12 protein-coding genes and 4 pseudogenes are annotated in these 13,952 nt (G+C 59.8%); 9 read left to right on the forward strand and 7 right to left on the reverse strand.

All coding sequences use genetic code 11. The annotated features are described in order from the left end of the window. Positions 1-86: 86 nt before the first annotated feature. Genes IVB22_RS16490 through IVB22_RS16505 form a run of 4 tightly spaced genes read right to left on the reverse strand, consistent with a single transcriptional unit; the run spans position 87 to position 2,131 of the window. Positions 87-566, reverse strand: coding sequence for a DUF3147 family protein (locus IVB22_RS16490; RefSeq protein ID WP_247518378.1), 480 nt, complete (start codon positions 564-566; stop codon positions 87-89). Continuing rightward, the gene (locus IVB22_RS16495; protein WP_247518379.1) at positions 563-910 is read right to left on the reverse strand and encodes a DUF3147 family protein; all 348 of its coding nucleotides are present in this window, start codon (positions 908-910) and stop codon (positions 563-565) included. The genes IVB22_RS16490 and IVB22_RS16495 overlap by 4 nt, the downstream gene beginning before the upstream one ends. Further along, positions 907-1,512, reverse strand: a complete 606-nt coding sequence (locus IVB22_RS16500; protein ID WP_247518380.1) for a cupin domain-containing protein — start codon at positions 1,510-1,512, stop codon at positions 907-909. Before IVB22_RS16500 ends, IVB22_RS16495 begins: the two co-directional genes overlap by 4 nt. After that, positions 1,499-2,131 (reverse strand): phosphatase PAP2 family protein, encoded by a 633-nt coding sequence (locus IVB22_RS16505; protein WP_247518381.1) that lies wholly within the window; start codon positions 2,129-2,131, stop codon positions 1,499-1,501. The genes IVB22_RS16500 and IVB22_RS16505 overlap by 14 nt, the downstream gene beginning before the upstream one ends. A 217-nt stretch (positions 2,132-2,348) precedes the next feature. Here IVB22_RS16505 and IVB22_RS16510 point away from each other — a divergent pair, with 217 nt between their 5' ends. From IVB22_RS16510 to IVB22_RS16525, 4 genes are all read left to right on the forward strand, one after another. After that, the gene (locus IVB22_RS16510; RefSeq protein WP_247518382.1) at positions 2,349-3,617 is read left to right on the forward strand and encodes a DUF892 family protein; all 1,269 of its coding nucleotides are present in this window, start codon (positions 2,349-2,351) and stop codon (positions 3,615-3,617) included. Positions 3,618-4,243: 626 nt separating this feature from the next. Beyond that, positions 4,244-4,798 carry a hypothetical protein gene (locus tag IVB22_RS16515; RefSeq protein ID WP_247518383.1) on the forward strand — a complete coding sequence of 185 codons (555 nt, stop codon included), beginning with the start codon at positions 4,244-4,246 and terminating at the stop codon, positions 4,796-4,798. Positions 4,799-4,819: 21 nt separating this feature from the next. Continuing rightward, positions 4,820-6,097 carry an SDR family oxidoreductase gene (locus IVB22_RS16520; RefSeq protein WP_247518384.1) on the forward strand — a complete coding sequence of 426 codons (1,278 nt, stop codon included), beginning with the start codon at positions 4,820-4,822 and terminating at the stop codon, positions 6,095-6,097. A gap of 12 nt (positions 6,098-6,109) precedes the next feature. Next, the gene (locus IVB22_RS16525; protein WP_308200415.1) at positions 6,110-6,574 is read left to right on the forward strand and encodes a DUF2269 domain-containing protein; all 465 of its coding nucleotides are present in this window, start codon (positions 6,110-6,112) and stop codon (positions 6,572-6,574) included. Between the two features lie 74 nt (positions 6,575-6,648). Here the strand turns inward: IVB22_RS16525 and IVB22_RS41220 are convergent, their stop codons facing one another. Beyond that, positions 6,649-7,278: an NAD(P)/FAD-dependent oxidoreductase gene (locus IVB22_RS41220; protein ID WP_308200416.1), complete on the reverse strand. Its 630-nt coding sequence runs from the start codon at positions 7,276-7,278 to the stop codon at positions 6,649-6,651. Continuing rightward, positions 7,239-7,553 (reverse strand): annotated as a pseudogene (locus IVB22_RS41935) (FAD-binding protein); the annotation flags it as partial. The gene IVB22_RS41220 and the pseudogene IVB22_RS41935, both read right to left, overlap by 40 nt. A 788-nt stretch (positions 7,554-8,341) precedes the next feature. Here IVB22_RS41935 and IVB22_RS16535 point away from each other — a divergent pair. Next, positions 8,342-10,120, forward strand: a pseudogene (locus IVB22_RS16535) (thiamine pyrophosphate-requiring protein); the annotation flags it as partial. A 20-nt stretch (positions 10,121-10,140) separates the two neighbouring features. Here the strand turns inward: IVB22_RS16535 and IVB22_RS16540 are convergent. Further along, positions 10,141-10,997, reverse strand: a pseudogene (locus IVB22_RS16540) (SDR family oxidoreductase). 131 nt (positions 10,998-11,128) lie between these two features. Here IVB22_RS16540 and IVB22_RS16545 point away from each other — a divergent pair. The 4 genes and pseudogenes from IVB22_RS16545 (at position 11,129) to IVB22_RS16560 (ending at position 13,891) form a co-directional block, all read left to right on the forward strand. After that, on the forward strand, positions 11,129-11,695 hold the full coding sequence (locus IVB22_RS16545; protein WP_247518386.1) for an alpha-ketoglutarate-dependent dioxygenase AlkB: 567 nt from the start codon (positions 11,129-11,131) through the stop codon (positions 11,693-11,695). Positions 11,696-11,754: 59 nt separating this feature from the next. Then, complete coding sequence (locus IVB22_RS16550) at positions 11,755-13,002, forward strand: DUF763 domain-containing protein (protein WP_247518387.1); 1,248 nt, start codon at positions 11,755-11,757, stop codon at positions 13,000-13,002. 112 nt (positions 13,003-13,114) lie between these two features. Beyond that, complete coding sequence (locus IVB22_RS16555) at positions 13,115-13,366, forward strand: hypothetical protein (protein WP_247518388.1); 252 nt, start codon at positions 13,115-13,117, stop codon at positions 13,364-13,366. A gap of 94 nt (positions 13,367-13,460) precedes the next feature. Then, positions 13,461-13,891: pseudogene (locus IVB22_RS16560) on the forward strand (CBS domain-containing protein). Positions 13,892-13,952 lie beyond the last annotated feature (61 nt).

Consider the following 13,952-nt stretch of genomic DNA (forward strand, 5'->3'; position numbering starts at 1 on the left):
TCCCTGCGGTCTCCTCTCGAATGGAACAGCCGGCGGGCTGCGGCGGTCCAACGCGAATGCTCGACCCCGGCATGATACGCGTCGCCTCAGCCGCTCCCTCGCATCGCGGAGCCGCTGCCTTGTTCGGTCCGCACTCTCCGCGCTGAGCGCGTCTTACGCCGTACGTACCAGGCCGCGACTGAGATAAGCAGCCATGCAAATGATGCGCTGATGAAGGCAGCCGCGATGCTGGTCTCCACGGTCAGTGAAAAGACGATCGCAAAGGCCAGCATTCCTATCGCGCCGAGCGCGGCGCCGGCTGAATCGACCGCGGCCGCCATTTGCCCACGGCGTTCGCCGGAAAGTCCCGCTTCGCGCTTGCGACGGATTTCGTGCTTCTCAATCAGGGTGGCACTCGCGCAGAATATGGCCGGAAGGGCGAGAAAGAGGCCGCCGATGAATGCTCCGTATCGGCTACTGATCAGGCCGGTGAATACGGTCGCGGCGCCGCCGAGCGCGAAGCGGATGAGGTATTCGTACCAGCGCCCTTCCTTGAGAGACGATGCCGAAAAGCGGATCGGGCTCATGTCTGACCTCCGGTAACGATCAGGAGCCCGAAGGCGACGATTAGCCAGACGACCAGCGATAGCACCGTAGCTGTCACCGCCCGCAACTTCGCGCGGACAAGGAGGTGGCAGACGACGACACTGTAGACGGCGAGCGCAATCGCTCCGGCCATCATCGCCTGGGTTTGCACGGCGGCGTAGCCGGCACCATGCTGATACACCGCGATTCCAAGCGTGGCGAGCGCGACCGAGGGGGCTGCTCCGAACAGTCCGGCGAAGCTCTTTGGACGCAGAAGATCTCCCAGCATCGCGAAGGCCGATACGACGGCGCCGCCGACGAGGAAGCGGATCACATATTCCGTCATTTCGCTCCCTTCCAAAGTTTCGAGAGCGGCCCGCCAGTCCCGTAGACCGGATCCTTGCGCGGCGCCGGCACCTTCGGAATGGTCTTTAGTGCCCGCGGACGGTCCTCGACGGTCGTGCATTCATCGTATGTGCCGCTCGGCGGGTAGGCCCCGATGACGAGAAACTCATTGGCTGCCGAAAGGCATTGGTGGCCTGTGCCAGCAGGCAGAATGACCACGTCACCAGCCTTCAGCGTGAAGATCTTCCCGTTCTTGCCACCGATCCGGACGCGACCCTTGCCTCGCGCGATACCGAGCGCTTCATGGATTCGGGAGTGGTAGTGCACGTAGCCATAGATGCCATTACGCCAGGTATCACCCCATCCGTTCGCTTCGAACAGGTCTTCGATCACGGCCGCGGGATCTTGGCCCTCGTCGAAAGCGACAGATCTTCGATAGATGACGAGAGGCCATCGCGGGTGATTTGGGACAAGACCGTCGTCCTTGAAGCGGACCGTGTGAGGCTTTCGCGCTCTCGCGAGTTCCATGGCCCTACGCTTGCCGGGGCGCCGCAAACCGGTGGCGCGCTCCGCGTATCCCTTCAGGTCTTCAAGGGTTGGCATGATTGTTCTCCGTTGAAGTGTCGCGCGGATAGCCGGTCCAAAGCCGCAGCGCCCGCTCGAGAACCGCACCCAGTACGAAGCCCGCGACGACGTCGCTCGCCCAGTGTGCCAGCATCACTACGCGCGTGAGCGACAGTCCGACCGCGATTGCGCGGATCGTCCGGCGAGGCGACGTCGGTAAGCTGCCGGCGGCCGATGCCAAGGCACCCATGTGCAGCGCATGGCCGGAAGGAAAGGCATCCAGACGTTTGCCGGAAAACGGGACGCCATGGAGGTGACCAACGACCGTTAGACGGTCCGGCCGGGTCTGGTCGAATAGACGCTTCAAACCATGGGGTAGCAGCGAGGCTGCGACCGTGACGAGCAGAGCGTGGTTGCCGGCGCGCCGCAGCGGCTCACTGCACCCGCGCGAGGCAAGCCAGCCAGCGGCTGCCAAGACCAGGAGCACCTTCTCGTCGGCGCCCCACGTCAGAGCCCGAGCCACCTGCTCCGGAACTGGCGCAGTGTTACGGGCGATAGATTGCGCGACCGCGACATCCGCTGTGGTTGGCCGGACGGTGACCGGAAAGCTTCGACCGCGGCCAGTGAAATTTGCTGACGATCTAGCTGCTTTGAACATGACTCTAACGACCACAAAGGAAAGTACATTTCCAACGCGCGAACCTCCGTTAAGGGTCCTTCCCTACCGTCGAAATCCGCAACTCCAAAAGGGAGCGGCGCTCCTGTCTCCAGTTCGGCGACAGCGTCCGCCGCGCGCGAATCCTTCGACCTAGTAGGAACAAACGACAGCGCCTGCCGTTCGAATTGATATTTCCTCTCGCGTCCGAGGCCTTCCAATGTATCACCACGTCAAGAAACTGATGTTCACCGTCCGCGTCGACGAACCGGATCCACGCTTTGGCAACATGCTCCTCGAGCAGTTCGGTGGCGCCAATGGCGAACTCGCAGCCGCGATGCAATATTCGATACAGGGCCTGAACTGCGAGGATCCCGATCGCAAAGACCTGCTGATGGACATCGGCACCGAGGAGCTGAGCCATCTCGAAGTCGTGGGAACCCTTGCCCGCATGCACCTCAAGCCGGCAAAGTTCGATCGCCAAGCGGCCGAGGCCGATCCTCTGATAGCTATCGCAGGCGGAGGCGGAGTGAACCTGTTCAATTCCCAGGGCAACGCCTGGACTTCCGATTACCTGAAGATCACCGGCGAGCTCGACGTCGACCTGCGCAGCAACATCGCGGCCGAAGCCCGCGCGAAGATCGTCTATGAACGACTGATCAATTTCTGCGATGACGCCGGCACCAAGGACGCACTGCAGTTCCTGATGACTCGCGAAATTACCCACATGAAGGCGTTCGCGCTGGCCCTCGAGAGCATGGGCAAGCCGGCTTTCAGCATCGGCCGCATCGCGCCGACACCCGGATTGGTCGACCAGTTCTTCAATGATTCCACCGGCGCCGGCGAGCATGGCGAGATCGACACCCGCGGACCTTGGAATGAAGGCAATGGCTGGGTCTTTACGGAATCGCCGGCAATTCAGGCAGAGGCAGGTGCGTCGAGCGCGATCGTCACCGAAAGTTCGCCGCCGGTCGATGCGAACGGATTGAGCGAGCTGCTGATCGACGAACTCCGCGACATCCTGCACGCGGAAAAACAACTGACAAAGGCGCTTCCAAAGATGGCCGAGGCGGCGCGTTTCGATCAGTTGCGCGAGCTGTTCGAACAGCATCTCGCCGAGACCGAAAATCAGGTAGAGCGCCTCAATGAGTGCTTCGAATTGCTCGGCAAGACCGCTCGCGCGAAACCTTGCAAGGGTATGATGGGGCTTGTCGAGGAAGGCGAGGAGATCATTGCCGAAAGCGAAGAAAAGGAGGACGCGGCTGCAGACCTCGCGCTGATCGGAGCGGCGCAGCGTGTAGAGCACTATGAGATCTCGGCTTACACCACGGCGAAGAACCTCGCCCAGCAATTGCGCCACAGCGCGGTCGTCGCGCTGTTGTCGAAATCGCTGGCGGAAGAAGAGAACTCGGACCAGTTCCTCAACCAAGTCGCTCGATCGCTGATGTCGGTGGCAAAGATGCCTGCCACTGTTGAACGGGCCGAATAAGCAAATTATGCGCGGCTGTTGCGCCGCCACCCAATGCCGAAGCAACGCCGTCGAGGAATTTTAAGATTAGACCGAGCACCACAACCAGGCACGTGACATGAAAGTGAGCAACAATCAGAAATCCGGCAAGGGAGACAATAGTGTCTCTCGCGACACTTTGAATGATTGGCAACGGAAGGACGCCGCAAAAAACGCGGCGAAAGCCAAGCATCGCGAGGCAGACCCGAGGGATGCTGGCAAGCAGGCCGAGAGCCAATCACCGGTGGGGGACTCGCCACCTTCGTGACGGCCGGCTAGAGGGCTGTATTGGTCTTTTCTCTAGACAGCCGCCTGCGTGTTGATGGATCGCCCTGCTGCCAACCAACTAGATTTCGGACTCGTCGTTCCAAAGCAGATATAGAAGGGCTCATATTGTCGAAGTCGCTGGATCTGCAAAATGCATCCCGGGCTTCTGAGATATGTGTCCTGTGCCTTGACCGAACACGACTCCCAGACCCGATGAAGGAACCTGCACCGGCCGTCGTGATTATTCATTAAGGCAATTTGCACAGGCGGGATGGCCAGGGAGCCGATAGCGTCGATTGAAGACCCGGCCGGCAAACGAGGCGGTGAAATCAGGAGATTGTATGCCTCATTCCGCCGCGGCCGAAGCCATACTGTTATACTTCGTCCTGCCACTTTGGTTATCGGCAGGAATTGCCGATTACCTGTGCCATCGAGCTTCCCGGATCGAGCTGACGAGCGGGTATAGGGAATCTCTCCTCCATCTTCTGATGTTAGCAGAGGTGGCCATTCCTCTATTGGCAGCGATATTCTTCGAGATCAACGCGCTCATCATCGCGATCATGATCACCGGACTGGTTTTGCACCAATTAACCGCCCTATGGGACACGGCGTTCGCCAGTCAGCTGCGGCGCATCACACCCCTCGAACAGCACATTCACAGTTTTCTCGAACTGCTACCACTCACAGCAGCCCTCATCGTGATTATTCTGCATTGGTCACAGTTTCTCAGCCTGTGGGGCTTGGGCCCCGAGACGGCGCGCTTCGACCTTGTTCTCAAGCGCGAGCCATTACCATGGACATACGTAGCCGCGTTCTTGTTCGCCAGCGCGTTTCTGGAAGTCCTTCCCTTTCTGGAAGAATTCGTTCGGGGCTGGCGAGCGCGCAAACAAACGTAGTCAGCGAACGCGGAGGTGGTCATGAAAATTGCCGTGATGGGAGGGACGGGACTGATAGGATCCGCAATTGTCGCTCATCTTTTGGCCAGTGGTCACCTGGTCGTTTCCATGAGCAGGAGCGCCGATCCCTCGAATTCAGAGTTTAAGAGAGTCGATATCTCCAAGGCCACGTCGCCCTCGTACTGGTTGCCTCATCTTAACGGCATAGACGCGGTAGTGAATTGCGCAGGCGTGCTTCAGGATAGTCGCAACGATTCCACGTCGATGGTCCATCATTACGGCATTGCGAACCTCTTTGCCGCTTGCGAACAACTCAAGATTAGACGCTTAATTCATTTTTCGGCGATCGGTGTGGACCGAGAGACTCCCAGCGCTTTTTCCGAAACGAAATTGCATGGCGATAAGGCGTTAATGGAAAGAGACCTCGATTGGGTGATTCTGCGGCCCTCGGTGGTAATCGGCAGGCCCGCCTACGGTGCAAGCGCTCTTGTGCGCGGCTTGGCGGCTCTTCCGGTGACCTGGGTAATGCCCAACACCGGACAGCTCCAGATTGTCCTGCTCGAAGACATCGTACGGACCGTGGCCTACTTTCTCGATCCCGGCGCGCCGAACCGACGAATTGTAGAGCTGGTCGGCCCGCAGCAACACTCTTTCGCCGAAGTTGTTTCGCTGTTCCGCGGCTGGTATCGCTGGCCTCCAGCGCGCGAGATCCGCCTCCCGCAGTTTGCTTCAGGTATGGCTTACAAGTTGGGCGATGCGATTTCGCTTTTGGGATGGCGACCTCCCGTGCGAAGCACTGCCGAGCGAGAGATCGCACGAGGAGCTACTGGCACTCTTGCGGATATGCAGCGGATTGGCATCGATCCCAAAAGCCTCCCGGAATTTTTAGCTTCCGAACCGGCTTCCGTTCAGGAGCGCTGGTTCGCGCGCATGTATTGGCTAAAGCCGATGCTGTTTGTCGTGTTATGTTGGTTCTGGATGACGACCGCTTTCGTGTCCTTGGGACCCGGTTGGGATTATGGTATCGGCCTCATGCGCGAAGGCGGCGTGGAAGGAACAAGCGCCACGCTTACCGTCATCGCCGGCGCGCTGGCCGATCTGGCCATTGGACTCGCGATTGCCTACCGGCCAACGAGCCGATATGGCCTCTACGCGGCCATCGCCATCTCGTTCACCTATGCAATCATCGGAACGATACTTGTCCCCCGTCTTTGGGCCGATCCTTTAGGCCCGATGCTGAAAATATGGCCCATCATCGTGGCGCATCTCGTCGCCGTGGCGATCCTTGAGGATCGGTGATGTTAATACTTCATCCTCAAGTATCTTCACATCATGGGCGCTGCCGTATTGATCGGTACAGGAGCCGGCATCGCCTTTTTCATGCTGGTGGCTCATCTCGGCGGAAAGCCCATCGTCATCGCGGCAGTCGCCAGGATCGTCGTGATTGCCGATTTTATCTTTACGGCCACGGCGGTTGTCGTGCAGCCCATCACGGGCTCCCTGCTCGTTTGGCAGGTCGGCTACTCGTTTTGGGACGGATGGATCATCTGGTCGATCGTGCTCTATGTCCTTACGGGCGCGCTGTGGCTGCCTGTGGTCTGGATGCAGATGCGCCTGAGGGATCTCGCCGCAAAAGCCGCAGCAGAAAGCACGCCGCTTCCCAATGAATATCACCGCATTTTCTGGCTTTGGTTTGCCTTTGGCATTCCCGCCTTTACCGCCGTCGCTGGCATTTTGTGGTTGATGGTAGCCAAACTTCAGATCGCTTTTTTCTGAACTGACAACGGATGGCTGCGGCCTGCGCCTAACGGGTTTCTAATGCGGAAAGGCAAGCGAGCAGCTATCATTTTTCAATCGCAACATCCATCACGGCGCAGGAAAGCCTTGTTGATCGCAACGGCAGCCTGCGCGCCTTCTGCGATAGCTACCGCCACAAGGAGGACATCGCGCGACGCGTCGCCTGCAACATAGACGCCTGACGCATCGCTTTCTTCCGTATCGGGATCGATTATGACGCCTCCTTTTGCATTACGTTTGCAGCCAAGGCGTTCGGATAAATCGGACGCCTGACGGCAGCCGGTTGTAAAGAACAATCCGGCCCGGGGCAGGTCCGGCCCGCTTTTGAACAGGATTTTCGTGAGTTCTCCGTCCGCCCCTTCGATACGCCGGATGGGTTCAGTGCGAAGCGGAATGTTGTATTCTGCGAGCTTTCGCATCGCTTGCGCACTAACCTGCGTCCCGTCGCTGCATGCCACCACGTCGGCTATCCAATGCTTCATCATGACGGCAAGCTCGGCTCCTTTATCTCCCCTGCCATATGCCGCCACCGGCTTTTCCGCGTATTCGAATCCGTCACAGTAAAGACAATGATGCACGGAAACACCGTAGAGCGGTTGGATACCCGCGAGTTCGGGGAGCTCGTCGACCAGGCCGTCGCAAGAAGGACCTTTGAAGCACTGCCAGCCGTGCCATCGGCACAGACAAAATTGAACCCTTCTCCAGCGCGGCCGATGGTCATGGCCTGTGTGCCGCGCACCGAGACGGACTTGTAGCGCGACAGGTCTTGGCGTGCTTCGTCAAGAAATGAGGCCGGAGAACGTCCCTCCCTACCGAGAAGCCCGTGAATTGCGTGCGAACTCAGATTGCGCTGATGCCCTTCATCGCAGAGCAACACCGTCCGGTGGCACCGTCCCAGAATGAGCGCGGCACTCAGTCCGGCGGGTCCGCCGCCGACAACGAGCACGTCGAAGTGCATTGAGAGCCCTTTTCGATTCCGGACGGCCTGCAAATGAGCCGAGCGCCCGGCAGAACTGCAAGATCACGTGCTAAACACCTTTGTAGTGCATGCAGTTCCTACCTGCGAACGTCGAACGCGACGCAAGGAAAATGGGACCCTCGTCGGATAGTGCGCGCTCGCCGACGGCAATTCGCTGCTCCTAAGCTGTGTTGGATTGAAGGCAGAAACCGGTGCGCTAGATTCGCGCGTCCTGTTCAGCCGCCTAGCACATTGCCCCAGCCATCGAACACATACCCGTTCCATGCGACACTTCCGTCCTCTTGCACAACGCAAGAATGTCGAAAAGCGGCTGCCTCTTCGCTACTCCAAGTGATGATAGCGTCCGATATTCGATCATGAAGGATCGCGGGCTCTGAAGGATCAAAATCCTTCATGGGGCGAAGGGCGGGCGGCGGATTGGCTTTGGTCATATGACAAACAACCGGCGGAAGGTGAGTTGCAGCCTTGGAGTTGCAGCCTTGGAGCATGACTGCTCAGTTACTATTACTGTCAGCTACTGGGAAGCATCTGAAAGCCAGATATTTCATGGTCGAACCTTCCCTGCTTGGGTGGGTATTCCAAACAATTGATGATGCTTCCAATCGTTCCCGGCCATTTGGCGCCCTCGCCTCCGCTGCGCTGTCGAAGCCGATACGGCCCGTTGGCTTCTCGCGTTGGCCGACCTGGAAGCGCGCGTCCGGGAAAATTGGAACACCTTCCGCCTCTCGTTTGTTGGCTGAGCGCCGCTTCGATGATTGGAGTTTTCCGTGTCCCAAACCGTAGGCGATTTTGTCGTTCAGCGTCTTCACGACTGGGACGTGAGCCATATCTTCGGTTATCCCGGCGATGGCATCAATGGCGTGTTCGGCGCCCTGAATCGCGCCGGTGGAAAAATCCAGTTCATCCAGGCCCGGCACGAGGAGATGGCAGCTTTTATGGCGTCGGCTTATGCCAAGTTTTCCGGTCGGCTCGGCGTTTGCATCGCGACTTCGGGTCCTGGCGCCTCCCATCTGATCACAGGGCTGTATGATGCGCTGCTGGATCACCAGCCGGTTCTGGCCATCGTCGGTCAGCAGGCACGCAATGCACTGGGCGGGCAGTACCAGCAGGAGCTCGACCTGGTCTCGATGTTCAAGGACGTTGCCAGCGCCTATGTCGCGCAGGCGTCCTCTCCGGCGCAGGTCCGACATTTGATCGATCGCGCCGCCCGGATCGCGCTGTCGCGCCGGACCGTGACCGTGATCATCCTGCCTAACGACCTGCAGGATGAGCCCTATGAGGAACCGACTCGCGCGCATGGTACGCTGCACTCTGGGGTCGGTTACGCGCCACCGAAGATCGTGCCACATGACGCTGAGCTCGACCGGGCTGCCGAGGTGCTGAACGCGGGCGAAAAGGTCGCGATACTGGTCGGGGCCGGCGCGCTCGGCGCATCGAATGAGGTCATCGCGGTAGCTGACAAGTTAGCCGCGGGTTGCGCCAAGACGCTGCTCGGCAAAGCCGTTCTTCCCGACGATTTGCCTTGGGTAACAGGCTCGATCGGTCTGCTCGGAACCGAGCCCAGCTACAAACTGATGACGGAATGCGACACGCTGCTCATGATTGGATCGGCATTTCCCTATTCCGAGTTTCTTCCAGAGGAAGGCGGGGCTCGCGGCGTACAGATCGACATCGATGCGAGCATGCTGTCGATTCGATTTCCCATGGAAGTCGGACTGGTTGGCGATGCCGCCGAAACGCTACGTGCGCTGCTCCCGCGGCTTCGTCAAAAGCCGGCTGGAGAATGGCGCAAGACCATCGAAACCAGCGTCAGGGACTGGTGGGAGACGCTGGAAGACCGCGCCCGGCAACCGGCTGAACCTGTCAATCCGCAACGCGTGGCCTGGGAATTGTCGCCGCGATTGCCGGAACGCGCGATCATTACCTGCGATTCCGGCTCCTGCGCGAATTGGTTTGCGCGCGATTTGAAAATGCGCAACGGGATGAAAGCTTCTCTTTCGGGAGGGCTGGCATCGATGGGAGCCGCGGTGCCCTATGCGATCGCTGCCAAATATGCCGAGCCGGATCGCCCCGTGATCGCGCTGGTGGGCGACGGGGCTATGCAGATGAACAACATGGCCGAGCTGATCACGGTCGCCAAATATTGGCGGCAATGGCAAGACCATCGCTGGATTGTGTGCGTCTTCAACAATGAGGATCTCAATCAGGTCACATGGGAGCAACGGATCATTAATGGCGACCCGAAATTCGAGGCCTCGCAGCAGATACCGAACGTTTCGTACTGACGCTTCGCGGAGCTGATCGGCTTGCGCGGGATTTATATCGATCGGCCTGAACTGGTTGGATCGGCGTGGGATCAGGCGTTAGCCAGCGACGTTCCAGTGGTGCTGGAGTTCAAAACGGACCCCGAAGTATTTCCATTGCCGCCGCACATCACATTCCAGCAGGCGAAGAATTTGTCGATCGCACTCGCCAAAGGCGATCCCGACGAGGCTGGCGTCATCCGCGGCGTGGCGCGGCAGGTTTTGGAGACCGTCCTGCCCGGAAAAAATGACTTCTGCGCGGCTCAGATAAACGGCTTGCCGCCGGTGACGGCCACGGTGGTGCCGGATGTGTGCTCGATGCCGGATCAGCCAACATCACATAGGCCGTGGCCAGTTCAGCCGGTTGACCTGCACGCTGCACGGGCACCTGCTTGCCGAAATTCTTCACGGCGTCCTCAGGCATCGTCGAGGGGATCAACGGTGTCCAGACCGGGCCAGGCGCTACCGCGTTGGCGCGAATGCCCTTCGCAGCCAGCATTTGTGCCAGTCCGCCGGTGAAGTTCTGGATAGCGCCCTTTGTCGTCGCATAGGCCAACAGGATCGGATTAGGCATATCGGAATTGACCGATGCGGTATTGATGACCGCGCTGCCGGGCTTCATGTGGGGGACCGCTGCCTTGGTTAGATAGAACATCGCGTGGATGTTTACCTCAAACGTCAGCTGCCATTCCTCATCGCTGATGTCGCCGATGTCCTTGAAGGTGGCCTGATGAGCCGCGTTGTTAACAAGGATATCGACGCCCCCCAATGCCTCGACAGACTACTTGATGACGGAGCGGCAGTGCTCCGGACTGCGCAGGTCGCCCGCGACCAGCACGGCCTTGCGGCCCTCTTGTTCGACCAGCGCCTTGACCTCGCGCGCATCGTCATGCTCGTCGAGATAGGCGATCAGGATATCGGCACCCTCGCGCGCGTAGGCAATTGCCACCGCCCGGCCAATACCGCTGTCGCCGCCGGTGATCACCGCTTTCTTTCCCTTGAGCTTCCCAGACCCCTTGTAGCTGGTTTCACCGTGGTCAGGCCGCGGGTCCATGTTCGCGGTCGATCCGGGCATCGGCTGCCGCTGGGACGGGTATGGCGGTTTCGGATAGTCTGCCATGGGTTGTCTCCGGTTGTTCGGCACTTCAATCACGAGCCGACCCAAGTGTTCCCTTGAAGCGATGGGCTTCCGTCCGGGCTACTTCGCCCTATATGAAATCAGCCTCTTGATCTTTTAGAAGGACCGCCGGCTTGGCCGAGCAGCTTGCGCTATTTGCTAATCCGTCTCGCGCTCCGGAGGGGCTGCTTTACGCCGACGAATTCATTTCGCCGGCGACCGAACGGGATTTGATCGGACGTGTCGCAGCGCTTCCGCTGCAGCCGTTTCAGTTCGGCCAATATGAGGGCAAGCGGCGCGTGGCGTCGTTCGGCTTCCGCTACGACTACACGCTGCGCCGCCTGCAGGAGGCCGATCCGATCCCGCCATGGCTGACGCCGCTGATCCAACGCGTCGAAGGATTCGGCGGCCCGGGCACTAAAATCGCCCAGATTCTTTGTACCGAGTACGATACCGGCGTCGGCATCGGCTGGCACCGCGACAAACCGCACTTCGACCGGATATTCGGGCTTTCGCTGGGCTCGCCGTGCAAGTTCCGTTTTCGGCGGGCGGTGGGTGACAAATGGGAACGCTTTGCGCTCGATGCGGCTGCTCGGTCGATCTACATGATGGCGGGCGCCGCCCGACAGGAATGGGAGCACAGCATTCCGGCCGTGGAGGCTCCGCGACATTCGATCACCTTTCGGACCATGGTAGATTGATCCTGACCGTCGAACGCCATGCCTGATATACTTTGGTCGATTCAGCCTTTCGGAAACCCATGACACGACGAACCGGCAGTGCCGATCTACCCCTCCACGGCGGCCGCGTCCCGCCCTGGCTGGCTGAACGAATGGCCTCGTTGGGCGCGATCATCACCCAGGCTGTGGTTCACCACTATGGGCGTGATGAGTTCCTGCAGCGGCTGTCGCATCCGTTCTGGTTCCAATCGTTTGGCGCCGTGATGGGCATGGACTGGCACTCATCCGGCATTACCACCAGTGTGATCGGCGCCTTGAAGCGCGGCCTGACGCCGCTCCAAGGCGAACTCGGGATTTACGTCTGCGGCGGCCGGGGCAAGCATTCGCGGCGCACGCCGGACGAATTGACTGCAATCGGCGAGCGAACTGGCATCGATGGTCAGGCGTTGACACGCGCCAGCCGACTGGTCGCCAAGGTCGACAGCGCGGCGGTGCAGGATGGTTTTGAACTTTATCTGCACGGTTTCTTTGTCACCGATGACGGCAAATGGACCGTGGTGCAGCAAGGCATGAATGGCGAGAAGCGGCAGGCCCGCCGCTATCACTGGCATTCCGAAAGCCTGCGCAGTTTTGTCGACGAACCCCACAGCGCGATCGACGGGCCCGCGCAAGGTGAAATCATCAATCTGACCGATCGTCGGGCTGAAAATTCCCGCACGGCGCAGCTCGACCTGCTCGCCACGCTTGGGCCGGACGGCATTGCCCGCGAATATGCGGCGCTCTCGCACGAGGTCGCGACCCAGCCCGAATTGCCCCACCTCGTCATGCCCGCTCATCACGACGTCCGCTCCAGCGACGTTTTCACCCGCCGCCTCCATGGCACGCTTGCCGCAGCCGCCGAGCGCGGTCCGCTGGACTTTCCGGAGTTGTTGCTGACGCCGGGCGTCGGCGCCCGCACCGTACAGTCACTCGCCATGGTCGCGGAAGTCGTGCACGGCGCGCCCTACCGCTTTCGCGATCCCGCCCGTTTCTCGCTCGCCCACGGCGGCAAGGACCGCCATCCTTACCCGGTACCGATCAAGGTCTATGATGAGACCATCCGCGTGCTGAAATCCGCGGTGCAGCGGGCTAAACTCGGGCGCGACGACGAGATGCAGGCCCTTAAGCGTCTGGATGACCAAGCTCGCCGGTTGGAACGAACGGCAACCGGACCATCGTTCGAAGCCCACGTCGCGGCGGAGAGCAACCGCTCAGCCTCACTCGGCGGACGATCGGTTTTTGGCTGGGAAATTGATTTCCCCAAAGGGCAGTCTCAGAAGCCTGAATAGCGAGTCTTCCCTTTCCAAAACTGCCGACCATCCAAATCTCTCTTTCCGCAACAGCATTTTTGGGAACCAATCCCGATCCGCGTGGTTCCTCGGCCAAAGTCGAGGAAAAATGATGTCGACATGGTTCAGGGACGACGCCAATCCACAGCTACTCATGGAAGCAAAACAGATCGCTTGGGAGTTTCTCGAACGCAGCGGCGAGATCGATGATGCCGGGGACGTCAATCATTTCCTGACAGGCAAAATTGAACAAATGATCGGGCAGGGTCAGCGAAACAGGCTGGCGCTTTCGAACCGTGCGATAGCTGCCTTCAGGGAATATCGACGGGCGCGAACCATTGAACTCACGCTGGTTTCGCGGTGAGAAATGCCGCCGTTTGACTACCGCACTGCGCAAAATGCCGGACTAACCTGGAACGCTGGTCGGCAGAAGCCGTTAGCGGCAGAACCGATCGGCCATGAAGGTTCGTGACGCAATGACTCCTGAGGTTCAGCTCTGTACGCCCGATGACACCTTAAAAGATGCGGCCGAAGCGATGGCAGCACTTGGCGTCGGCTTGCTCCCGGTCACCGATATGAGTGTCTGGTCGGAATGATTTCCGACCGCGATATTGCCGTCCGCGGGGTTGCCCTGGGCCGTGGGCCCGATTCGAGGGTCGGCGACGTCATGACCGCCGAGGTCAAGTACTGCTATGACGACCAGGATCTCGACGAGGTCACAGCAAACATGGGCGAGATCCAGGTCAGGCGGCTGCCGGTGCTCAGTCGCGAAAAGCGGCTGGTCGGTATTATCGCGCTCGGCGACATCGCGCAGGCACAAGCGGGCAATGGCACTGGTGAAGCACTCAGCCAGATATCCCGGCCGGGTGGACAGCACGCCCAGCTATAAACCCAAGACGGACGGACAGGCTTCGCCCCAGATCAACTGGCGAAGCCGAGGGCCATCGATC

The sequence above is a fragment of the Bradyrhizobium sp. 190 genome (assembly GCF_023073415.1).
Taxonomy (GTDB): domain Bacteria; phylum Pseudomonadota; class Alphaproteobacteria; order Rhizobiales; family Xanthobacteraceae; genus Bradyrhizobium.

Bases quoted from the DNA above. Each gene is read 5' to 3' on its own strand.
- IVB22_RS16500 (WP_247518380.1), bottom strand. From the start codon at position 1,512: ATGCCAACCCTTGAAGACCTGAAGGGATACGCGGAGCGCGCCACCGGT.
- IVB22_RS16520 (WP_247518384.1), top strand. From the start codon at position 4,820: ATGAAAATTGCCGTGATGGGAGGGACGGGACTGATAGGATCCGCAATT.
- IVB22_RS16505 (WP_247518381.1), bottom strand. From the start codon at position 2,131: ATGTTCAAAGCAGCTAGATCGTCAGCAAATTTCACTGGCCGCGGTCGA.
- IVB22_RS16495 (WP_247518379.1), bottom strand. From the start codon at position 910: ATGACGGAATATGTGATCCGCTTCCTCGTCGGCGGCGCCGTCGTATCG.
- IVB22_RS16550 (WP_247518387.1), top strand. From the start codon at position 11,755: ATGACACGACGAACCGGCAGTGCCGATCTACCCCTCCACGGCGGCCGC.
- IVB22_RS16515 (WP_247518383.1), top strand. From the start codon at position 4,244: ATGCCTCATTCCGCCGCGGCCGAAGCCATACTGTTATACTTCGTCCTG.
- IVB22_RS16555 (WP_247518388.1), top strand. From the start codon at position 13,115: ATGTCGACATGGTTCAGGGACGACGCCAATCCACAGCTACTCATGGAA.
- IVB22_RS16490 (WP_247518378.1), bottom strand. From the start codon at position 566: ATGAGCCCGATCCGCTTTTCGGCATCGTCTCTCAAGGAAGGGCGCTGG.
- IVB22_RS16510 (WP_247518382.1), top strand. From the start codon at position 2,349: ATGTATCACCACGTCAAGAAACTGATGTTCACCGTCCGCGTCGACGAA.